General features: G+C 34.2%; 20 protein-coding genes. 5 read left to right on the top strand and 15 right to left on the bottom strand.

Annotation, left to right across the window (positions count from 1 at the left end):
- Position 1: 1 nt before the first annotated feature.
- The 8 genes from QLS31_RS07605 to QLS31_RS07570 form a co-directional block, all read right to left on the bottom strand.
- Complete coding sequence (locus tag QLS31_RS07605) at positions 2–1,048, bottom strand: o-succinylbenzoate synthase (RefSeq protein WP_282743348.1); 1,047 nt, start codon at positions 1,046–1,048, stop codon at positions 2–4.
- A 63-nt stretch (positions 1,049–1,111) separates the two neighbouring features.
- Positions 1,112–2,317: a hypothetical protein gene (locus tag QLS31_RS07600; RefSeq protein WP_282743347.1), complete on the bottom strand. Its 1,206-nt coding sequence runs from the start codon at positions 2,315–2,317 to the stop codon at positions 1,112–1,114.
- 213 nt (positions 2,318–2,530) lie between these two features.
- Entirely contained in the window at positions 2,531–3,208 is a 678-nt protein-coding gene (locus QLS31_RS07595) for a metal-dependent hydrolase (protein WP_282743346.1), read from the bottom strand.
- 53 nt (positions 3,209–3,261) lie between these two features.
- Positions 3,262–4,224, bottom strand: a complete 963-nt coding sequence (gene menA, locus QLS31_RS07590) for a 1,4-dihydroxy-2-naphthoate octaprenyltransferase (protein WP_282743345.1) — start codon at positions 4,222–4,224, stop codon at positions 3,262–3,264.
- Between the two features lie 84 nt (positions 4,225–4,308).
- Entirely contained in the window at positions 4,309–5,823 is a 1,515-nt protein-coding gene (locus QLS31_RS07585) for a PH domain-containing protein (RefSeq protein WP_282743344.1), read from the bottom strand.
- On the bottom strand, positions 5,823–6,344 hold the full coding sequence (locus QLS31_RS07580) for a PH domain-containing protein (RefSeq protein WP_282743343.1): 522 nt from the start codon (positions 6,342–6,344) through the stop codon (positions 5,823–5,825). The genes QLS31_RS07585 and QLS31_RS07580 overlap by 1 nt, the downstream gene beginning before the upstream one ends.
- A 72-nt stretch (positions 6,345–6,416) precedes the next feature.
- Positions 6,417–7,247, bottom strand: a complete 831-nt coding sequence (locus QLS31_RS07575) for a 1,4-dihydroxy-2-naphthoyl-CoA synthase (RefSeq protein WP_282743342.1) — start codon at positions 7,245–7,247, stop codon at positions 6,417–6,419.
- Positions 7,248–8,127: 880 nt separating this feature from the next.
- Positions 8,128–8,982, bottom strand: coding sequence for a S1-like domain-containing RNA-binding protein (locus tag QLS31_RS07570; RefSeq protein ID WP_282743341.1), 855 nt, complete (start codon positions 8,980–8,982; stop codon positions 8,128–8,130).
- 341 nt (positions 8,983–9,323) lie between these two features.
- On the opposite strand from QLS31_RS07570, the gene QLS31_RS07565 reads away from it, so the two are divergent.
- Positions 9,324–10,676: a M28 family metallopeptidase gene (locus QLS31_RS07565; protein WP_282743340.1), complete on the top strand. Its 1,353-nt coding sequence runs from the start codon at positions 9,324–9,326 to the stop codon at positions 10,674–10,676.
- 149 nt (positions 10,677–10,825) lie between these two features.
- On the opposite strand, the gene QLS31_RS07560 is transcribed toward QLS31_RS07565, so the two are convergent.
- The gene (locus QLS31_RS07560) at positions 10,826–11,167 is read right to left on the bottom strand and encodes a DUF2853 family protein (protein WP_282743339.1); all 342 of its coding nucleotides are present in this window, start codon (positions 11,165–11,167) and stop codon (positions 10,826–10,828) included.
- 88 nt (positions 11,168–11,255) lie between these two features.
- The gene (gene menD / locus QLS31_RS07555) at positions 11,256–12,929 is read right to left on the bottom strand and encodes a 2-succinyl-5-enolpyruvyl-6-hydroxy-3-cyclohexene-1-carboxylic-acid synthase (protein WP_282743338.1); all 1,674 of its coding nucleotides are present in this window, start codon (positions 12,927–12,929) and stop codon (positions 11,256–11,258) included.
- Positions 12,930–13,023: 94 nt separating this feature from the next.
- Between menD and QLS31_RS07550 the strand changes: the two genes are divergently transcribed.
- Together QLS31_RS07550 and QLS31_RS07545 are read left to right on the top strand one after the other, a co-directional pair.
- Positions 13,024–13,521: a GNAT family N-acetyltransferase gene (locus QLS31_RS07550; protein ID WP_282743337.1), complete on the top strand. Its 498-nt coding sequence runs from the start codon at positions 13,024–13,026 to the stop codon at positions 13,519–13,521.
- Between the two features lie 108 nt (positions 13,522–13,629).
- Positions 13,630–14,580, top strand: coding sequence for a tRNA-dihydrouridine synthase family protein (locus tag QLS31_RS07545; protein WP_282743336.1), 951 nt, complete (start codon positions 13,630–13,632; stop codon positions 14,578–14,580).
- 175 nt (positions 14,581–14,755) lie between these two features.
- On the opposite strand, the gene QLS31_RS07540 is transcribed toward QLS31_RS07545, so the two are convergent.
- From QLS31_RS07540 to QLS31_RS07520, 5 genes are all read right to left on the bottom strand, one after another.
- Positions 14,756–15,343, bottom strand: a complete 588-nt coding sequence (locus QLS31_RS07540; RefSeq protein WP_099715285.1) for a glutathione peroxidase — start codon at positions 15,341–15,343, stop codon at positions 14,756–14,758.
- Between the two features lie 143 nt (positions 15,344–15,486).
- Complete coding sequence (locus QLS31_RS07535) at positions 15,487–17,700, bottom strand: TonB-dependent receptor (protein ID WP_282743335.1); 2,214 nt, start codon at positions 17,698–17,700, stop codon at positions 15,487–15,489.
- Between the two features lie 3 nt (positions 17,701–17,703).
- A complete protein-coding gene (locus QLS31_RS07530; protein ID WP_282713453.1) occupies positions 17,704–18,999 on the bottom strand; it encodes a tetratricopeptide repeat protein in 1,296 nt (431 codons plus the stop codon).
- 96 nt (positions 19,000–19,095) lie between these two features.
- Complete coding sequence (locus QLS31_RS07525) at positions 19,096–19,650, bottom strand: DUF4331 family protein (RefSeq protein WP_282713455.1); 555 nt, start codon at positions 19,648–19,650, stop codon at positions 19,096–19,098.
- Positions 19,651–19,723: 73 nt separating this feature from the next.
- Positions 19,724–20,377 (bottom strand): DUF4331 family protein, encoded by a 654-nt coding sequence (locus tag QLS31_RS07520; protein ID WP_282713456.1) that lies wholly within the window; start codon positions 20,375–20,377, stop codon positions 19,724–19,726.
- 230 nt (positions 20,378–20,607) lie between these two features.
- On the opposite strand from QLS31_RS07520, the gene QLS31_RS07515 reads away from it, so the two are divergent.
- Together QLS31_RS07515 and QLS31_RS07510 are read left to right on the top strand one after the other, a co-directional pair.
- Complete coding sequence (locus QLS31_RS07515) at positions 20,608–21,138, top strand: RNA polymerase sigma factor (RefSeq protein ID WP_099715280.1); 531 nt, start codon at positions 20,608–20,610, stop codon at positions 21,136–21,138.
- On the top strand, positions 21,138–21,923 hold the full coding sequence (locus tag QLS31_RS07510; protein ID WP_282743334.1) for an anti-sigma factor: 786 nt from the start codon (positions 21,138–21,140) through the stop codon (positions 21,921–21,923). The genes QLS31_RS07515 and QLS31_RS07510 overlap by 1 nt, the downstream gene beginning before the upstream one ends.
- The last annotated feature ends 77 nt before the right edge of the window (positions 21,924–22,000 follow it).

Below are 22,000 nucleotides of genomic sequence, written 5' to 3'. Positions count from 1 at the left end.
TCTATTTCAAAAGAGTAAAATCAAACTTCCAATCCAACTCTTTTTTATACCACAATTGCCCCTGTGAAACTTCCAATGGGCAGTCAAAATTATTGGTATAAAGTGCTCCGGTTCCTAATCCTTGAGGCATCAAATTGTGTTGTAAAAAGGTCCATTGCGCAATAGCATTGAGTCCAATATTACTCTCCAAAGCTGAGGTAATCCACCATCCGATTTTGTGCTTTTCAGCCAATGAAATCCATTCTTGAGTGCCTCGAAAACCGCCTATAAAACTAGGCTTCAAAATGATGTATTGCGGCTTGATTTTCTCTAATAATTGTTCCTTTTCTGCCAAAGTAAACACACCAATCAACTCTTCATCCAAAGCAATAGGAAAAGGTGTGATTTCACACAGCTCTGCCATACTGTCAGTGTGATTTTTTTGTATTGGCTGCTCTATACTATGTAATTTAAATTCAGATAGTTGTGTTAATTTACCTAAAGCTAAATTTTCACTAAAAGCACCGTTAGCATCAACCCGGATTTCGACTTGTTCTGGAGTGAAATGTTCCCGAATAAATCGCAATAATTGCAGTTCTTTATCGAAATCTATCGCACCAATTTTGAGTTTAATACATCGGAAACCTTGCGCTAGTTTTTCTTCGATTTGCTGCTTCATAAACGACTCCTCGCCCATCCAAACCAAACCGTTTATCAAAATGGATTTTGTGCCATTTGTAAAGTCCGAAGGGAACAATAAAAAAGGGTTTTCACTCTCCAAAGATTGGAACGCCATTTCCACTCCAAACTGTATCGAAGGGAACTCCATTAAAGCTTCCCAAAGTTGATCTTTTCCTAAGTGAATAGTATCGCAAGTCCATTGTAATTTTTCTTCATAATCCGAACGATCATCAATACTTAATCCGCGAAGGATTCCGCATTCTCCTATTCCTTTTTTACCGTCTTGTTCCAAGACGATAAACCAAGTTTCTTTTTCAGTCATAACGCCACGGGAAGTTCCTGATGGTCGTTTGAAATCCAGAATGTATTTATGGTAGGTTGCTTTCAAGAAATTATGAGTTATGAGTTATTTTAATGGGGCAAATTTGTATCTAACTAATTGTATCAAAACTTAATCCACTAACTTCAAAATTCTTTCAAAATCACTGGAAGTTATTCCTGCTTTTTTGAACGCAGCAAAATCTTGTTTTATTTTTTGAGTCCAACTAAAACTATCCGTAACATTTTGAGATTGATACTCTTTATAAATGGCTTTAGCTGATGAATAATTATCGTTCAATAAATAGGCGTGCGCCAAATTCATCTTTATCATCAACTCAGTATCATCAAGTTTTTCGCCTTCTTTCAGGAATTTAATCGCTTTTCCGTATTGCTTCGTCAGTACATAACTACTTCCTATCGCATTGTAATCCAAAGCGGTTGCTTTACCATCATTGATAATAGTTGTCAGTTTCGAGATGGCTTCGCCTTGTTTTCCTTGTTTTGCTAATACAGCGGCCTGCTTTCGCAAATCATCGTAAACACTTTTTGAAAGACTGGTTTCCCCAAAACAACTGTTACCAAAATCCTTGAACGCTTTAGCACGCTCTACAGCTAATAATTTTTGAAATTCCTTAAACTTGTACTTGGATTGGATTTTATCGAGAATACAAACGCAAAAATCATCTGAATTGGTCATTTTTTGAGCCAAATTAGATGTTTTACATTGATCGATGATTGCTTTTCTGTTTTCAAGCGTCCAGCCACGACTGAGTTTATTATCGACCCACGGCACGACTTCCAGAATAATTTTTTGGTTCATAATCCAGTTTTTACTTTCGAAACCAAACCATAAATTCCCAGAATTGGATTGCATGCAAGCCGATTTCTCTGTAGAAAGTCGTTTGGCATCTTTACTGACTGGCGTATCCTGAACCAAACACGCATCATCCGTTTTTCCGTTTTCTTTGTATTTTGCTGCCAAGTCGGCACTAGAAAAAACAGCATACTTGCATTTGTCATCACCAGAAATTTTAGACAAAATAAAAACTGCTCCTGCTGAACCTTGACTAATTCCCGTAGGATCCGGGATGGCTTTTAAAACCGAAACTAAACTACCCGCCATTTGCTGATTTTTATCCAAAAGCGTTATTCTATAAACGACCTCAGTAGTTCCTTCAGGGAAATCTTGGGTTTTTATGATGATTCTGTCTCTCGCTGAAACCGTTATTTCTTCGGTTGTAGCGCGGGTTTTATCCCAATAACCGTCTTTTTGAGAGAAAACAGATTGAAATGAAATAATTGTTACTACTATTAAAGCTATTTTTTGAATGTTCATTTTCTTGATTAACGTTTTTTAGCCCAGATTACTTCACTTAATTTTTATTTACATAGGGGTTCATTGAACTTCGTTTGCAGTGAAAATCCTTTTTATCAGCCTTTTTCGGCTGATAAAAAGATTACTTCACCATACTTTTATTTTAGTGGAGTTCAGTGAATTTCATTTGCAACGAATAGCTGGAGATTGCTTCGAAAAACTCACAATAACTAATTACAATTCGATGGAACTGCCTATTTCCAGTAACATCAAATCTTTTCCTTTGTTGAAGAATTTACGAATGGATTCCTCGTGGTCGATTTCGATATACCCAAAAGTGTCATAATGATACCCTAGAATTTTATCGCAATCCAAGAAATCAGAAGCAATAATCGCATCTTCGACATCCATGGTGAAATTATCGCCTATCGGCAGAATTGCCAAGTCAAGTTTGGTACGCATAGGAATGAGTTTCATATCCATTGTCAGCGCTGTATCACCTGCAATGTAGATATTTTTATGTTCGCCTTCAATGACAAAACCGCCCGGATTTCCTCCGTAACTGCCGTCAGGAAAAGAACTGGAATGAATGGCATTTACATATTTCAGTTTCCCAAAATCGAAATTCCAACTTCCACCATGATTCATAGGATGCGACTGAAAGCCTTTTTGAGAATAATAACCTGCAATTTCAGCATTGGAAACAATTACCGCATTGGTTCTTTTGGCAATTGCCTCGACGTCGAGAATATGATCTCCGTGAGCGTGCGTCACCAAAATATAATCGGCTTTTAAGGTGTCAATGTCAATGTGTGCTGCGTTTGGATTAGCCGAAATATAAGGATCAACAATGATGTGTTTACCTCCAACTTCTATCCCTAATGATGCGTGACCGTAAAATGTTATTTTCATTTTTTTTAATTTAAAAATTGAATGATTGAAATATTCCGTATTCGATTATTATTTTATCTCCCGCCTAAAAATGTATTCACAATGATATCCGAAAAAAAGTAAATCATACCTAACGACAATAAAACCGAAAGTGCAAAAGTACTCAATGCCAGTTTTTTTAATTCAGGATCTAATTCCTTAGGGTTTTGATTTTTATAGACGGTAATTAAATGTTTAGCTAAAGGAATGTACGCCAATAAAAATAAGTATTGATCAAAATGAAAGTCGTCTACAATTGCAAAAATCAACACCATAACCATCGCAGTTACAATCAAAAAATAATGATATATTTTTGCTTTGGCTCCGCCAATTTTTACGACAATCGTATTTTTATTAGACTTCCTATCTGAGGCTTCGTCACGCATATTATTCAGATTCAAAACACCCACGCTCAATAATCCGATAGCAACCGCAGGTAAAACCAATTCAAAATCCAATTGTTTGGAATATAAAAAATTCACCCCTAAAGTACTTACCAATCCGAAAAACACAAAGACAAATACATCACCAAATCCACGGTAACCATACGCTGTATTCCCAACCGTGTATCGAATTGCAGAAATAATTGAAAGAATTCCCAATACTAAATAGAACAAGGAAAACCATAGATTTGTATCTCTAAACGCATAATAAATCAACAACATCGCTGAAAGCAACGTCAATGCCGAAGTAATTATAATCGCGCGTTTCATGGCTTGTGGAGTAATCACACCACTTTGTATCGCACGTTTTGGACCTACTCGATCCTCGTTATCCGTTCCTTTCATGCCGTCACCGTAATCATTGGCAAAATTAGACAGTATTTGCAATCCCAAAGTTGTCAAAATAGCAAAACCAAACAATCGCCAGTTAAAGACTTCTGTTGGCGTTAATATATCATCTGTTGGGTGCGCCAAAGCATACATACTACCAACTATTATTCCAGAAACCGATAAGGGTAATGTGCGTAATCGTGCGGCTTCAATCCAATGTTTCATGTTTTTTTATTTAAAAGTTTGAAGTTTAAAACTTAGGATTCAAAGTATATAAAACTTTAAACCTCAGACTTTAAACCATTTTGTTTACATCCAATTACTATCGGAAGTTTCTATTTGATACAACCAAAGGTTGACTTGTTGCTTTATAACTGAATAATCCCCTAACTGAAAAGCGATATCTCCTCCTGCGGTATGCAATGTTACAGAACCTATATTCAACTTTTTATGCCAAAATAGCTGCGAAGTTGTAATCGCCTGTATTTTACTGGGCTCAATAATATCATTACTCACATCCCAAGCACCACTTTGCTTTATTATAAAATTCTCGTTGATGAACAATCGGTTATTCTTAAATTTAAAATATTGGATTAATCCAATAAAAATCGCATAAACCGGCACTACATAACTGTATTCAAAAAACAGGGGTTCAATCCAATACCCAATCGCCAAAAATCCTAACAAAGGTAGTCCTATTGAAAGGAAAACAGAAAAAACAAGTTTACGAAAATCAGGCTGAAGCATTAATCCTTTTTCAGGAATTTTATGAAACAACAATTTCAATATCGAATCTCTCTCGGTTTCACTACAGCCCGGAATTTCTATTAGCGACTTGCGTTCTTCTTTTTCTCCGCTGGTCGCTTGTCTAATTTTCAGTTCTAAAATCCCCATTTTCTTTTGGAAATAATTCCTTTTAATGGTCGTAATCTGAACTTTTTCAGGCTTGATAATAGTACTTTTTGTATTTAACAACCCAAAAGACAACAACAAAGAGCCTTTTTGTCGGGTTATTTTATAATCATAATATTTAAAAACGATTCGGATTACATTTACAACCAAAACAATCCCAAACAAAAACACTATCGATATTAAAATCGTCTGAAAGACTAAATTTTCATCAATGTAAGAGCCTACTTTTTCTTTGTAAACATTACTATCGTCTCCAAAATTTTGAAAATTCTCGTAAATCGTACTAAAGAAAATAAGCAACAAGGCGATACTTCTCTCATAGTTAGACGTTATTCCAACTTTCAACAAACTCAAAAAACTTATTTTAATGAAAGGATGTGTTGCTTCAAATAGTTTTTGCTCGGTTTCCTCCAATGAAGTTTCTTCAGTTCCGATTGTATGCTGCGTTTCTTCATTTTCCAACAAACGAAATTTCAGTTCTAAAGCCAGTTCATGCGAAATCGCTTTGATAGCGCCTTCTTTTTTATTGCTACCGGCAGTGTCTACATCCAATTCATAAACACCAATTAACTTTTGAATAAAAGACTGATTAATATTTACCTGTTGAATTTTACGAAGCTGAATCGCTGTTTTGGTTTTATTGAAAACGCCATCTGTAATGATAAATTCTTCATTTTCGGCATCCAAAAAGAAAGTAAAATTCAGATATTTCAAATAAGAAACAACTCCAATACTCACAAAGACAGTTGCCATCCCAAGGAAAAAATACAATTTATTAACCTCGTCAAACTTGAAAATCCAAATCACAATCATAGGCCACAACGCTCTGGCGTATTGCTGAAGCGTGTAAAAAAACATCACCAAAATCCCTATTGAAGATTGCCTTTGCGGCTGACTAAAATCGGCTCCCATTACAATTGCTTTTGTATTTTACCCATCAACAATTGTTTGATATCTTCGGCTTGTTCTTTTTCGATTCCCGGAATTTCAATGTCACTTGAACTTCCTCCGGCGGTAAAAATTTCAATTTTGGCAAGACCAAAATAACGTGAAATTAATCCTTCATGCAAAGCCACATGTTGTACTCTATTATAAGGAATTACAATAGTTTTTGTAGCTATAATCCCGTGTCTGAAAAGAACATCGTGTTCCCGGAATGCAAATCCTTTTTTCTTGAATCCAATAATCGAAAACACGACTAACAAAATCGAAAATACAGGAATTACTATTCCTAAAATCAACCAGACTCTTCCCGAAAACAATTCCGGTTTAAGCATGGAAAATAATATTGGAACTAGAATTAGCAGTGCAATAATTCTCACCAGACTAATCAAAACCACATTAATATATTTAGGATGTAAATTCGTAAAAGTGACTTCCTCAAATTTTGGAAGTTGGCGCGTATCAATCGTTTCGTTTGTGAAATTTTCCATTTTTTTATTTTGTTTCAGGTTTAAAGTTTAACGTTTCAAGTTCTATACTTGAAACCTAAAACATCAAACTTTTTACGGCAACCATTTTTTCTCAAAATTCGGTTTTCTTTTTTCCAGGAATGCGTTTCTTCCTTCTTTAGCTTCTTCGGTCATATACGCAAGTCTTGTAGCTTCACCTGCAAAAACCTGTTGTCCCACCATCCCATCATCGGTAAGATTCATGGCAAACTTTAGCATTTTAATCGCCATTGGTGATTTTTGTAAAATTTCCTGCGCCCATTCGTATGCCGTATCTTCTAATTCAGCATGCGGAATTACCGCATTCACCATTCCCATATCCATTGCATCCTGAGCAGAATAATTGCGCCCCAAGAAGAAAATCTCGCGTGCTTTTTTCTGTCCCACCATTTTGGCCAAATAAGCAGAACCATAACCACCATCAAAACTCGTTACATCAGCATCCGTTTGTTTGAAAATCGCGTGTTCTTTACTTGCCAAAGTCAAATCGCAAACCACATGCAAACTGTGTCCTCCACCTACAGCCCAACCTGGAACTACAGCGATAACTACTTTTGGCATGAATCGGATTAAACGTTGTACTTCTAAGATATTCAAACGGTGCTGTCCGTCATCGCCCACATATCCTTGATGCCCGCGCGCGTTTTGATCGCCACCGCTGCAAAAAGAATACACGCCATCTTTAGAAGAAGGCCCTTCAGCAGAAAGTAAAACGACTCCAATGGACGTATCTTCCTGTGCATCATAGAACGCATTAAACAATTCGGCAGTCGTTTTCGGACGGAATGCATTGCGCACATCCGGTCTGTTGAACGCAATTCTGGCAACGCCATTGCATTTCTTATAAGTGATATCTTCGTATTCTTTGGCAGTGATCCAATCCATTACAATTGATTTAAATTATTTTAGTGTAAAAATAAATCATTTTTTACATTTTATCTATTCTATTTAGATAAGCTTATGGTAATCCTTCTCTGATTAAAGGCTTTAAAACGTTAAAAAAGAATTAAAAAAAAGCATTTTAACAGTAGGTAATTCAAATTATTTCTAAATTTAAATCAAGCTAATCAGATGAATACAAATTGTTTATCTTGATTAATTATTGATTCTTCACTGATTTATTAACCTAAAAAAAGAATGTATTGAATGCAATTAAAAATGTTGTCGCTCCTTTTTCTACGGTAATAACTTATAAAAATATATTCAAAGCCCCGATAAACGAGCTAATGTTACAACCATTTGCCCCAGCAGTAAAAAATAAAAAGTAACACCTACGGTTAATTAAAGAACTATTTTCTTGTCCTAGCAAAAGTGAGACATTAATAAACAATTGTTTAGAAAATTATCTTCCAATATATAGAAAACCAGCGGCCTTATCGTGAAATTATTTCTTAACTCGTAAGCAAGTGATTGTACATTTAAAGACAAACTATTCTTTAAAGTAATTTACGCTTAAGTTAATATTTTTAAAATAGTATAGAGCATACTATTGTTCATTATAGGTGGATAAAAATACTTTAAAAGTAAAATTAAATTTATTTTATTTTAATGCTGCTAGAATTTAATATTCTAAAACAGGATTAAAAAGAGAAAGACTAACCGTTATGATTAGTCTTTCTTTTTTTTAAATAAATAAAGATTGTTCAACTATATTTTTTTTCTAAACCATTTAGAAATTAAGCTACACTAAGAATCACCTCTTAACTAAATTTCCTTAATCTCTTAATGGTTACAAAAGAATAAACATCAATATTGTTAGTATTTTTTATTCCTTAACCAAGTAAATTCCGTCTTCCTTGATTTCTATTAATTTCTCTCGGTACAAAGCGCCAATGGCTTTCTTGAAGGTTTTTTTACTCATTTTCAAAACCGTTTTAATGTCTTCCGGATGCGAATTATCAGTCAATCGCAAGAACCCTCTGCTGGCTCTTAATTCATCCAGAATTTTCTCCGCATTCGGCTCTATACTTTGATATCCTTGAATTTGTAACGAAACATCTATTTTATTGTCAGGACGAATCGTTTTGATATAGCCACGCATGCGGTCTCCCGTACGAATCGCATCATCATAGACTTCATCTTTGTACAACAACCCTTTGTACTTTTCGTTGATAATTACGTTAATTCCTATCTCGGTGATGTGCGAAAAAATCAAATCTACTTCTTCCCCTTTTTCAACCGTAAGTTCCTCATTTTTTAGAAATTGGTTGGTCTTACTTGAAGCAACCAAACGATTGGTTTTTTCGTCCATATATAAGTACACCAAGTAGCGTTTCCCTTTTTCCATAGGACGCGCCTGCTCTTTAAACGGAACCAAAATATCCTTTTCCATTCCCCAATCCATAAAAGCACCAACCTGATTGGTATAATTTACACGCAAAAGTGCAAATTCATTCAATAATATATAAGGTTCTAATGTCGTGGCAACGGGTCTTTCTTCGTGGTCTAGATACACAAAAACAATTAACTCCTCACCTATTTCAAATTCGTTTGGCACGTATTTGTTAGGTAACAGAATATCATGTATTCCTTCTGGATCCTGTTCTGGATTTCCCAGAAACAAACCCACTTTGGTATCGCGTAAAATGGTAAGCGTATTGTATTTTCCTATTTCAATCATTTTCTTTCAATTTCTAAAGCGCAAAGGTACGAAGTTTGAAAATAGTAAATTAAGAAACTGTCTACAAAAAAACAACCCCAAAATCCGATAGCTATTTTCTTTATTAGGAGCATAACTTTCTGTTCTTTCATCACGAGTTGTCCCGCTGTCCGCAGTATCCACGCCCAAAAGCGTGGGATACTTGCTTCCATCGGGGCTAGATTAGAACGTTTTGTTTTTCAGAAGAATTAATTCTTCAAAATTTTAAACGCAGGAAGCATGAACAAATCCTAAAATCGGGTTTCGCTTATACTTTCTTTTTCTTTTTTACTAACTTTGAGGAAACTAAAAAAGACCTATTAATGAAACCAACCTCAATTCTTTGTTTATTACTACTTGTATTTATTTCTCATACCAATTACGCACAAACCACAGTCGATGATCCCGAAATAAAAAAAATGGTTGCCGAAGTAAAATCGGAAAACATGGAAGCTACAGTTCGTAAACTCGTATCTTTTGGAACCCGACATACATTAAGCGATACCAAAAGCAACACGCGCGGTATTGGAGCGGCGCAACGCTGGGTAAAATCAGAATTTGATAAATATGCTTTAGCATCTGGCGGAAGACTGACTTCTATTATTGATTTTTTCACCATCAAAGCCGATGGAAGACGTATTGCTACAGACAGCCAATTAGGTAATGTGATGGCAACTTTAAAAGGAACTGATCCTACAGATGATCGTGTATTGATTATAAGCGGCCATTTAGATTCTCGTGCTTCAGATGTAATGGATGCCAAATCAGATGCGCCTGGTGCAAATGATGATGCTTCAGGAGTAGCTGCCATGATGGAACTAGCCCGAATCATGAGTCAAAGAGAATTTCCTTTTACACTGATTTTTGTGGCGGTTGTTGGTGAAGAACAAGGATTGTACGGAGCCAAACATTTAGCCGATGTTGCCAAAGATGGAAAATGGAATGTTATTGCCATGATTAATAATGACATGATTGGAAACAGTTTATCCAGCGGTACTTTATTGCGTGATAATACTAAAGTTCGTGTTTTCAGTGAAACAATTCCATTTTTAGAAACGGAAGCCGAATCAAAAATGCGTAAATCGACCAATCGTGATAACGACAGTCCATCCAGACAATTAGCCCGTTACATTAAAACGGTTACCAATCAATATGTGGAACAACTGGATATTAATTTAGTGTATCGCAACGACCGTTTCTTACGTGGTGGTGATCACACTCCTTTCAGTCAAAATGGATTTACGGCTATTCGTTTTTGTGAAATGAACGAAAACTACGATCACCAACATCAAAATGTTCGAAAAGAAAATAACATCCAATACGGCGATCTTGCTGAGTTTATGGATTTTGAATACATGAAGAAAGTAACTTGTTCTAACTTGGCTACATTCAGTAATTTAGCTTGGTCCCCAAAAGCACCAACAAACGTAGGAATTGAAGTGAAGGATTTGACTAATTTTTCTACTTTAGCATGGACTGCTCCTGAAGGAAAATCAGTTTATGGATATAACATTCTGATTAGAGAAACGTCATCACAACATTGGGAAAAAGCAATTTTTGTAAAAGACACAAAAGCCGAAATCCCATATTCTAAAGATAATTTTTTCTTTGCTGTTCAAACAGTTGATGCATTAGGACATTCCAGTTTACCGGTTTTCCCAATACCAATTCGTTAAACATTAGAAGAATTCAAACCATTAAACCATTTCTAAAATTGAGTTTTTCTTAATGCATCTTAATTTCTTAATGGTGCAGTAAAACATAAAAGAAAAAAGCGTTTGCCGAGGCAAACGCTTTTTTTATGGATACTATTTACAAATTAATATTAATTGTAAACACTCTCTTTTTTGAAATGAACAGCCAGTAAATAATAAATTACCACTCTGTATTTATTCCTGTTAGAACGACCGTATTTTTCCATAACGGCATCTATTGCAGCATCTAATTCCGGTCCATCTGCAAGTCCTAATTTCTTGATTAGAAAATTATTTTTTACCGTATCTAACTCGGCTTGCTGACTTCCGGCTACCGTTGCAGAATCATCATTATAAATTGACGGACCACAACCGATAGTTACTTTTGTCAACAAATCCATGTCTGGATTAACGCTACATTTGTCTTTCAAATCAGCAGCATACTTTACAATCAATTCGTCTCTTGCACTCATAAATAAAAGTTTAATATTTGATTAATAGATTTTTATATTCTCAAATTTAAACATTTAATCGTGCCTTTTAACGGACACCTGAAAATAATTAGACCAATTCTTTAAAATATTGCAGTAAAATGCTGTCATTTTCCAAAGTGGGTGTGAAAATTTCCAAAATACTTGGCTTTTCATTTTGAGCATATAAAGCAGTCAAACTTGTTGCTAAACTTGCTTCATCGCTAGCTATATTATATTCAAAACCATACATTTTAGCCAAATGTTCCGCAGTTAAACAATGGGAAGTTTCAAAGAATGTATTAAAAACAGGACTTTCTTCATGTCCTGGTAAAATCCTGAATATTCCTCCGCCTCCATTATTGATTAGAATAATCTTGAAGTTTTTCGGGATATAATTGTTCCATAATGCATTGCTATCGTACAAAAACCCAACATCTCCCGTTATGAAAACGGTTTGTTTTTCATCTCGTCCATATGCAGAGACAGCCGCGCCAATAGCCGTAGAAGTACTTCCGTCAATTCCGCTGGTACCGCGATTGCAATACACTTCAATTGAAGGATGAACGTCTATTAATTGCGCATAACGAATTGCTGAACTATTGCTGATTTGTAACTGACTATTCATTGGCAAACACTGAATCACTTTTTCGAAAACTTTAAAATCCGAAAAAGGAATTTTTTCTAAATAAATATCACTTTTTAGCTTTCGTAACGCTTTCACAGCGTCCAATTGCTTAAAATAATTACTTTCTGTTGCGTTTGTAAGTGGTAGAAATACATCAAAAAATACATTTGGATTTACTTCAAAATGGTTGGTCAAAGCACCAAAAGTATCATATGCTCTCCAAGAATCAATATGCCAATGGTGTTTTGGCTTGTATTTTCTCAAAAAAGCTTTGATTCGTTTCGAAACAATCATTCCGCCAAAAGTCACTAAAATTTCCGGACGAAAATTTTCAAAATCATCATGCGTAAAAGGCGTAATTATGGTGTCAATGTTGCTTATAAAAGTATCGTGATGCAAATTAGAAGTCGTTTCAGTCAAAACTACAACCGACTCATCTTTCGCAAAAGCATCTATTATTTTTTCATTGATGGTATTCGGTTCATTTACACCAACTAAAATCATTTTTTTGGTGGAATTGTTCCAAATTGTTGCAAATTCCGAAACGTCTTCGATAGAAATTGTCAGAGTTACATTTGCGGAAGCGATAGTATTCACTTCAACTGAAAGTTCTGAAACGGTTTCATACAAAGGCTCTTCAAAAGGCGCATTGATGTGAATGGGACCTTTTTGCGCGATTGCCGTATTGATGGCTTCGTTGATTTTTAAATCATTTGTAGCTGAAACGTCTTCTTGCAAATTAGCATTGTACAAAGAATGGTTTTCGAATACATTTTCCTGTCTAATCGTTTGTCCGTCGCCAATATCAATTTTGCTTTGCGGTCTATCTGCCGAAATCACTATTAAAGGAATCTGGCTGTAAAATGCTTCCGCAAAAGCCGGATAATAATTCAATAAAGCAGAACCGGAAGTACACACCAAAACCACTGGTTGTTTCGTTTGTTGTGCTATTCCCAATGCAAAAAAAGCAGCCGCTCGCTCATCAGCAATACTGTAACATTGAAAGGCTGGATTACTCACAAAACCTATTGTTAACGGTGCATTTCTAGAACCCGGAGAAATAATTATGGTGGTGATTCCTTTGGACAAACAAATTTCAATAATGCTTTGTGCTAAAGGTATTTTGGGGTAAATCATTGTTTTAGTTTCAAAGTAACAAAGATACAAAGATGTAAAGGTTTTTCTCTAATCTTAAATAGTTTTCTTAAATTTGAAGGAAAATAAATTCTATATGGAAATCAAAATAAGACCGGCTGTTTTTACCGATTTAGATACAATATTGGAAATCATCAATCACCAAATACTTCACAGTACTTCGATTTATGATTATGAGCCACGAGATTTTGAAACCCATAAATTGTGGTTTGAGGATAAATTGGCTCAAGATTTACCTGTAATTGTAGCCGAAACTGAAAATGGAACCATTGGATATGCTACTTATGGATCTTTTCGTCATAAAATAGGCTACCGTTTTACAGTGGAACATTCTGTTTATGTTGCGGAAGAATTTTTAGGAAAAGGGGTTGGGAAATTATTATTGGCTGAACTGATTCAATTGGCAAAAAAACAAAAATACCATACTATGATTGGCGTTATTGACTCCGAAAATAAAGGAAGTATAGCTTTTCATAAAAAATATGGTTTTGAAACCGTGGGCATTATTAAAGAATCAGGCTATAAATTCGATCGTTGGTTGAGTTCCGTTTTCATGCAATTGATTTTAGAATAATTGAAGTTGAACTAGAATTTGGTTCGTTTTTTTCAATATGTTTGGCTTTATAACTTTATGACTTCAAGACTTGAGACTTTATAGTATATTTGCACAACTAAAAATTTCATGGACTATACCTTACTTTCATCGCCTTTACAGGGATTTACCGACTTTCGTTTTAGAAATGCCCAAAACAAAATTTTTGGAGGAATTGATACGTTTTACTCACCTTACATTCGCTTAAACGGAAAAATGGTTATTAAACCATCCTACGAACGAGACCTTCTTCCGGAGAATAATCTTGATTTAGAGGTAATTCCGCAAGTGATAACAAACGATGCCGATGAATTTTTATTTGTGGCGAAATATGTTCGAGAACTGGGTTATAAGGAATTAAACTGGAATTTAGGATGTCCTTATCCTATGGTTACGAAGTCTGGAATGGGCTCCGGTCTAATCAGTAATCCAGAGAAAATCAATAACATTCTTCACAGAGCACATACTGAATCTGACATTATTGTGTCTATGAAAATGCGTTTGGGTTATGAAAACAGTGAAGAAATTTTGGAAGTTTTACCTATTTTAGATACGTATCCTATTAAAAATATTGCGATTCATGCGCGCATTGGAAAACAACTGTATAAAGGTGGCGTAAATCTGGATGCGTTTCAGCTATGTGTTGATAACAGCAAGCATAAACTATATTACAATGGCGATATTACTTCGGTGGCTAAATTTCATGAAATGCAACAACGCTTTCCTACTATTGACCATTGGATGATTGGTAGAGGATTAATTTCGGATCCATTTTTACCCAGTATGATAAAAAACAATACTTCAGAATATCCTGCCAATAAAATGGAATTATTCAGTGCGTTTCACGATACTTTGTATGCTATTTATAGTGAATCGCTTTCGGGTTCAACACATATTTTATTGAAAATGTACCATTTATGGGAATACTTTTCGGCTACTTTTTCAAATCCGCATAAGGTATTGAAAAAAATAAAAAAAGCGCAAAGCATCCGAAATTACGAAGCTGCTGTTGCGGAAATTTTCAAAAATGAAAAAATTTAAATTAAACCATTAAGAAATTAAGAAAAATTAAGCTCTGATTCTTAATGTAACTTAATTTCTTAATGGTTCAAATTTTAGAAAATATTCGACACTTACTCAAACTACAAAAAAAAAAGAGATTTTCATTTGACTGAAAATCTCTTTTAAAATATTTTACTTTTTTAAAATCAGTAAATTACGCTTTGATCCAATTCAATACTTCAGGATCTGTTACCAAAGTTTTTGGGGAAATCACTTTTTCTAATTCTCCTTTTTCGTTGATTAGGTATTTTTGAAAATTCCATTCCACAGTTGAATCTTTCAATCCGTTTTTTGATTTTTGAGTCAAAAACTGATAGATAGCAGCCATATCATCACCTTTTACAGAAACTTTGTCCATCATAGGAAAAGTTACTCCGTAATTCAGTTGGCAGAAAGTAGCAATTTCTTCATTTGTTCCCGGTTCTTGAGAAGCAAAATTATTCGCAGGAAAACCTACAATCACTAATCCTTTGTCTTTGTATTCTTTATAAACAGCTTCAAGATCTTTGTATTGTGGCGTCAATCCACATTTTGAAGCAGTATTTACAATCATGATTTTTTTACCTTTCAAAGAAGCAAAATCAAAACTGTTTCCAGATAAATCTTCTACTTTGAACTGATAAATTGTTTCTTTAGCTATTGATGCGTTGCTCATTTTGGTTTCAGTTTTTTTAGGTTGCGCCTGATTTTGACAGCTAAATAAGATTAAAGCAAAAGTGGCAATAAATACTAGATTTTTCATATTTAAAATTTTTTATAAAAATAGACAATTATTTGTCTCATTAAAATTTATTTTCGTTAAACACACGTTAAAAAACAAAGAAGCCTGACATTATGAAAATGCCAGACTTCCAAACAAATAAACAACAAATCTTAATATGGTATTTAAAACGTATAGGTTATTTTTCCTTTCATAAAAAAAGGTGTTCCGGGAGTAAAATGAATCTCTTCGACACTTTCAGGTTCATTCTGAAGCCTGGATTCAGTGGCAAATTGTGTTTCGTTCCATGCAGTATCAAAAATATTCTCAACTGCTATTCCGAAATTGATATTCTTATATTGATAATTAACATTTAAATCAGATATAAAATAACCTTTGGCAACAATAGAATTATCCTCATTTGCTGGGCGATTTTTTAAGTAACGATACCGTATTCCTCCTGAGAAACCATTGACTTTCTGGAAACTTAAACCTCCTGTCGTGGTGAAATCTGGCGCTAACGGGATGTAATCCTGACCTTTTGGTTCATCAATACTTCTGGCATAAGTATAATTTGCATCAGCATCAAAATACAACCAATCGTTCAACTGATAACGCAATCCAAGCTCTGCTCCCATGCGTTTTGATTTTCCGCTTGGCTCAATGATTCCGGCATCTCCGACGTAAACAAATTCCTGCTCCAAAAATAAATACCACAAAGCAGAATTCACAATTAACTTAGGAAATGGTTTCCAAATGGTACCAATATCCGTTCCTATTGCGGTTGGTAAAATTTGTTTTCCACTGTTTTGAACGACCACTCGAGCATCATTCGAATGAAAACCCATTCCTGATTTTATAAAAAACTGCAAATTGTTATTTTTCGAATAAATGAAATTCAGTTTTGGAGAAAATTTAACTTTAGATTCTGATTGTGTTTTGTAATCCATAGTCAACTTATCTTGGTAATTAAATTTGAAATAATCCAATCGAATGGCCGGATTAATCATTAATTTTCCAAAATTGAATTCTGAATTCAAGTACGAAAACAAATTAGATTCATCAATATCTCCTAATTTTATATTTTCTAAAACTGTTCTTCTGTTCAAAGTATGAGAAAGCTCCGTATCTTTTGTAGCATCAGCGCGAAAACCTCCACCAAACTGTAACAAAACATCTACATCATTTAATTTTGTTTTCTTATTCAGCTCGGCATTCATTCCATAAATATCCCTGTTTTCTTTCTGTTTAATTTGGTCTCCGTTTATTGGATCTTCCAGGAAGAAAGTAAAATTCGAATACAATTCAAATTGATAATTTGAATAAAAAGCATTGGCTTTCAAGAACGTATTTTCATCAATTGGTTTACTCAAACTTGCACTGAAGTTCGTTCGGGAAGTATTTCCTCCTTCGGTATCATCAACGGAACCAAATCTAGAAATCGTTCCATTATCAATCAGCCGTTGCGGAATTTGACCCGAAGCATCCCATTTACTTGAAAAGCGAGAAGCCAAGATTGAAAACTTGCTATTGTCACTTAAAATAGCTGAATATTTTCCTAACAGATTGATCCTATTGAAATTTTGGGGAGAATCAAAAGGCCCATCTGTCAGTATATATTCTGTAGCGATATAGGCGCTTTGTGTTTTTTGGTTGCCCAAAAGATTAAACAATCCCACTGTTCGCATCGTGTTGAATTGTCCTATTTCAAGACCAATACTACTTTTTTCAATTTTATCTTTAGTTTGGAAAGCAACATATCCTGCCGTTGCAAAATCCCCTTTGTTAGCATAATATGTTCCTTTTCCAAAATCTATTTTTTCTACCGTTTCCGGAATTACAAAATGCAAATCAGCATACCCCTGACCATGCGCATGAGAAACCATGTTTACTGGCATTCCATCTACTGAAATGGCAATATCTGTTCCGTGATCGATATCAAAACCTCTAAGAAAAATTTGCTCCGCTTTTCCTCCACCGGCATGTTGCCCTATGAATAATCCAGGTACTTTTCGCAAAATTTCTTGCGAAGAATTTACCGGAGTGGTTTGCAAATCTATTTTAGAAATTACATTCATAGCCGAAAGTTTAGGTTGGATTATTATTTCATTCAATCTAAAAATATCATCTTCCAGAATCATTGTATCATCCGATGAAACAATGGTAAAATTTGACTTTTTATATCCTAAAGCGGTTATTTTAATCACATCTCCCAAAACTGTTTTATCTAAGCTAAACAATCCGAATTCATTTGTATGCGCATGACTTTCAGAATTTGTGTTCACTAAGTAGGCGTTTTCAACAGGATTACCATCGCTATCCAACACTTTTCCTTTTTGGATTTGGCCATAGGAAGACAACCCAAAAAGGGTAATCATCACTAAAATAATATTTTTCATACGCTATAATTGATTTACCTTTTTGTCAAAATTAGGTCCCAATTCATACAAGCTGGACAGTAATTCTTCCTTAATAGGTTTCGCTTTAAGCGCTAAATTATTTGATTTATATATCATTGCTAAGTGGTATTGTACCTTTGGTTCAAAGGATTTTCCGACCACATGATTCTGAGCAATTTCTAATGCTTTTTTATTTTCGCCTACATTTAGGTATGCCCAAGCCAATAAGTCATAAGAATCTGCAGTGGGTCTGTGCTCTACTTCTATTTTGGCAATTTCTAATGCTTTTGAAGCTGTTTTTTTGTCATCGGCATAAATCAAAGCATTATATTTGTTGTACATCGCGCCATAATTATTTTTCTCCATCATAGAAAAATAAGCGTTTCTATTTCTTATTTCATTGGTTTTATCTCCTTTAAATTGGGCAATTTGAGATTTCAACAAATAAAAATCTGGAGTATTATGAGTAACAGCTATAGCATCAATAATTCTATTTGCCTCATTTATATTTCTTTCTTTAGAGAAAACTATCCAAGCAATTCCTTTTAGAGCATAGGAATAATTAGGATCTAATGCTAATGTTTTTAGGAAACTGTCATACGATTCCTGAATTCTTCCCGCATGACCATAAAAATCTCCAAGGTTTGAATAAGACCAAATTTTAAGTCCTTTGTTATCGTCTTTTTCAGCAATATCTCTCGCTTTTTCCATGAAAGTTATGGCTGTATCCAAATCTCCTTTGTGATCGTTCCATTTTGCCAAGCGAATCAAATAATCAAAACTATTCATGTCTCTTATGGCATTCAGATTTTTAACCGCTTCCGGATAATTTCCTAATTCCATTTGAACGTCGAACAATAATTTTTGGGTTTCTTTTTTTCCTTCGCCTATTGCTAATGCTTTATTAGCTAACTCCAACGCTTCTTTGAAACGGTGTTGTGAAATGTAATTTCTTGCTAATGATCGAATCGTTGATACTCTGGAATAATCATACGCTTCGTTTGATTTTGTCAATAATTCTTCCGTTTTATATAGGCTTTTAATATTTCCTGTATATTCGAAAAGCATGTTGTAATTTGATGCTAATTGACTTAAATAACTGATTTGGTTTGGAGCTGCATCAAATTTTTTCTGCCAAAAATCAATTTCTTTATATGCAAAAGTCAGTGATTTATTTTCCTTTAAAGTCAAATATTTATTATAGTCTTCCTTATTTGTAATTTGTTCTGATTTAGTCTCGCAACCGAATATGAATAGGATTGTGAAAACTAAAAATGATATTGTTTTTAAAGTTTTCATACTCTAATTGTTTTGTTTGTTTGTTTGTTTGTTTGTTGTAATAAAAAAAACAGAGCGAAAATTGTTGCAAGCGCTCTGTTTTTTTTTTAGAAAATATTACCAAGCAGAAGCTAAGTAAGGGAAAGTTGTACCAAATGCTTTATCATTTGCATTTACATTATCTTTAGTAAGGCCCGGGTTAGAAGTACCCGCTGAACCACCAAAAATCAATAATAATTCAACATCAATTACATCATCTGCCAAAGCTCTACCAGTTAATATATTAGTCCCGTCAAAGAAAGTAGTTTTAGCTGTCTTAGAAACTCCCAATACATCTGTAGCCAAAAGACCAGTTAGCTGAGCAGCCGTTTGTCCTAAAGCATTAGTAGTATATCCTGGATTCAATGCTAATAATCTAGATTGAAAAATAGATTGGTATTTAGCTCCCATTGCCGAAGGAATTGCAGCATTAAAATCGTCTTTAGGTTGCCCTGAAGCAACGAATACAGTATTGATTGCGGGTCTCGCCATTTGATCTTGCTGAACATAAGTTCCTGAAAAATCTAGGCTTACAGTAGAATCACCGTTTGAATCGTCATTATCACAATTTACTGAAACAACTGCAGCTACTAGCGCGATTGTTATAATTTTGAATTTATTTGTTTTACTCATGATCTTTATATTTTAAGTTTTTTGGAAATCGTAAATACTCGATTTCATGTTGTTACTTTTTTAAATAAAATAATTATTGTTTTTTCTTAGTTTCAGCCCAAACATTGATTGTGCTTGAAGAACCTAACATTGTTTTTGGAACTTCTACTACAATTGACATTACATTAGTTCCTGCGAATGTATCTACACCCGGATTTTTAAAACCTGAAGCTGTTCCTCCAAGAATTGCTTTAAATTGACCTAAATCAAAGAAAAAAGGATCGTCTCTTGGTCCTGCGAAAAATTTCATTCCGTTTTGCTCAGCAGTTAAAGCTGTTGCGCCATAAGTAGAAATTGTAACATTTCCTGTAGCTGCAGTCGTTTTAACTGTACTTGATGTTCCCGTTGTTCCTGGAGCAACTGGTCCAAAGAAATACATTTTGTCATCTCTCTTGATTGCTTGAATCACTAAGTCTTCAACATTGTCACCTGTGTTATCAATATTGATCTCAACCATTACATTTTCTTTAAATGTAGCAGCACCTGTAGCATTAGGACTTAACAATCCTTGTGTGTTTACTGCAAATACTAAATTACTTGTGTTTTGACCTTGAAAAGCGTACACATCAGTAATATCACCTGCATCGCCAGACATTGTAGCCGGAGCATCTATGTGATCCGCAGCTACTAATATTAAGCCCGAAACCGCCACTAGCGATAGACCTAAAATCATTTTTGTTTTTTTCATTTTGTTATAAATTAAAAGGTTATAAAGTCATTTACGGGAAAGTGTTTCTTTTGGTTTTAAAAATGGTAAAAAAAAAACAATTAATTAGTCAAATACTTGATAATCAAGAAAATAAATACTTAAATAAAATATAATTATTTTTATTTTATTTTTTTTATTATCTTGACAATCATTAAATCAATCATTTCTAAATAAGATTGTATAAGTTTGTATAAGTAAAATAGTAAGATATGAGTCAAGAAGAGTTATTAGTATTAATTTATAAGAAAGACGAAAGGGCATTTACACATCTATATGATATGTATTCCAAAAGTTTATTTTCGGTTATAAATGTTCTCGTAAAGAATAGAGAAGAAGCAGAAGACGTGCTTCAGGAAGTATTTGTAAAAATTTGGAAGAATATTGATTCGTACCATGAGAGCAAAGGAAGATTTTACACTTGGATCCTCAATATTGCCAGAAACACTTCTATAGATAAACTGCGTTCAAAAAATTTTAATAACAGTCAAAAAAACCTTTCTACAGATAATTTCGTAAATCACTTTGAAGACAGTTCTAAACTGGTTGACAAAATGGATACAATTGGATTGCAAGAGTTTGTAAAAAGACTAAAACCAAAATGTATTCAAATAATAGATTTACTGTTTTTTAAAGGGTATACCCAACAAGAAGCTTCTGATGAATTGGCAATTCCTTTGGGAACAGTAAAAACACAAAATAGAAATTGTATTAATGACTTAAGAAATTATTTGAAAGTATAATGGAAACAAAAGAATATATAGAATCAGGAATCCTGGAGCTTTATGTTTACGGTTTACTAAGTGAACCCGAAAACGAACAAGTAAGCGCCATGGCGAAAAATAATCCAGAAATTAACAACGAAATTATTGCGATAGAAAAAGCCATTGTTGCTTTATCATCTAGCTTTTCACCGTTTCATTCAGTGGCTAATTATGAAAAAATTAAAGCTAAACTGGAACTCAAACATGCTAAAGTAATCGAGTTACAACCTACCAGCAATTGGTCACAATATGTTGGTTGGGCAGCAGCAATTCTATTATTGGTTGGTATTGGATATCAATACAATCAATTAGATGAAACTACTACGCAAGTAGCCAATACTGAAGTTGAGAAAGCTAAATTAGAGAAAGAATTTAATGTCTTAAAATTAAAAAACACGGCTAACGAAACGAGTTTAGCGGTTGTAAGAGACACTAAAAATACTGTTGTAGCACTTGGTGGACAAGTAGTTGCTCCAGAATCTTTTGCAAAAGTATATTGGAATCAAGATACTAAAGTAGTCTATATTGATGCCGCAGGTTTACCGGAGCCACCAGAAGGAATGGTATATCAGGTTTGGGCATTAAAATTAAGCCCATTGACTCCTACAAGCATTGGATTATTGGAAAACTTTGATGCAAATGAGCAAAAATTATTTGCTGTGAATAATGCTAATGAAGCAGAAGCTTTTGGAATCACACTTGAGCCAAAAGGAGGAAGCTTAACTCCTACAATGGAACAATTATATACATTAGGAAAAGTGTAAATCATCTCTTTTTCTATAATACTAAAAAAGGTTCAATTTTATAAGTTGAACCTTTTTTTATTGAGAACTAACGAAAA

Origin of the sequence: Flavobacterium sp. XS2P24 (assembly GCF_030010285.1) — a bacterium.
Lineage (GTDB): Bacteria > Bacteroidota > Bacteroidia > Flavobacteriales > Flavobacteriaceae > Flavobacterium > Flavobacterium algoritolerans.
This window is presented reverse-complemented; position numbering and strand designations above follow the sequence as displayed.

Bases quoted from the DNA above. Each gene is read 5' to 3' on its own strand.
- QLS31_RS07600 (WP_282743347.1), bottom strand. From the start codon at position 2,317: ATGAACATTCAAAAAATAGCTTTAATAGTAGTAACAATTATTTCATTT.
- QLS31_RS07575 (WP_282743342.1), bottom strand. From the start codon at position 7,247: ATGGATTGGATCACTGCCAAAGAATACGAAGATATCACTTATAAGAAA.
- QLS31_RS07540 (WP_099715285.1), bottom strand. From the start codon at position 15,343: ATGAAAAATCTAGTATTTATTGCCACTTTTGCTTTAATCTTATTTAGC.
- QLS31_RS07570 (WP_282743341.1), bottom strand. From the start codon at position 8,982: ATGATTGAAATAGGAAAATACAATACGCTTACCATTTTACGCGATACC.
- menA (WP_282743345.1), bottom strand. From the start codon at position 4,224: ATGAAACATTGGATTGAAGCCGCACGATTACGCACATTACCCTTATCG.
- QLS31_RS07545 (WP_282743336.1), top strand. From the start codon at position 13,630: ATGGACTATACCTTACTTTCATCGCCTTTACAGGGATTTACCGACTTT.
- QLS31_RS07515 (WP_099715280.1), top strand. From the start codon at position 20,608: ATGAGTCAAGAAGAGTTATTAGTATTAATTTATAAGAAAGACGAAAGG.
- QLS31_RS07585 (WP_282743344.1), bottom strand. From the start codon at position 5,823: ATGGGAGCCGATTTTAGTCAGCCGCAAAGGCAATCTTCAATAGGGATT.
- menD (WP_282743338.1), bottom strand. From the start codon at position 12,929: ATGATTTACCCCAAAATACCTTTAGCACAAAGCATTATTGAAATTTGT.
- QLS31_RS07535 (WP_282743335.1), bottom strand. From the start codon at position 17,700: ATGAAAAATATTATTTTAGTGATGATTACCCTTTTTGGGTTGTCTTCC.
- QLS31_RS07565 (WP_282743340.1), top strand. From the start codon at position 9,324: ATGAAACCAACCTCAATTCTTTGTTTATTACTACTTGTATTTATTTCT.
- QLS31_RS07595 (WP_282743346.1), bottom strand. From the start codon at position 3,208: ATGAAAATAACATTTTACGGTCACGCATCATTAGGGATAGAAGTTGGA.
- QLS31_RS07525 (WP_282713455.1), bottom strand. From the start codon at position 19,650: ATGAGTAAAACAAATAAATTCAAAATTATAACAATCGCGCTAGTAGCT.
- QLS31_RS07550 (WP_282743337.1), top strand. From the start codon at position 13,024: ATGGAAATCAAAATAAGACCGGCTGTTTTTACCGATTTAGATACAATA.
- QLS31_RS07580 (WP_282743343.1), bottom strand. From the start codon at position 6,344: ATGGAAAATTTCACAAACGAAACGATTGATACGCGCCAACTTCCAAAA.
- QLS31_RS07520 (WP_282713456.1), bottom strand. From the start codon at position 20,377: ATGAAAAAAACAAAAATGATTTTAGGTCTATCGCTAGTGGCGGTTTCG.
- QLS31_RS07530 (WP_282713453.1), bottom strand. From the start codon at position 18,999: ATGAAAACTTTAAAAACAATATCATTTTTAGTTTTCACAATCCTATTC.
- QLS31_RS07510 (WP_282743334.1), top strand. From the start codon at position 21,138: ATGGAAACAAAAGAATATATAGAATCAGGAATCCTGGAGCTTTATGTT.
- QLS31_RS07560 (WP_282743339.1), bottom strand. From the start codon at position 11,167: ATGAGTGCAAGAGACGAATTGATTGTAAAGTATGCTGCTGATTTGAAA.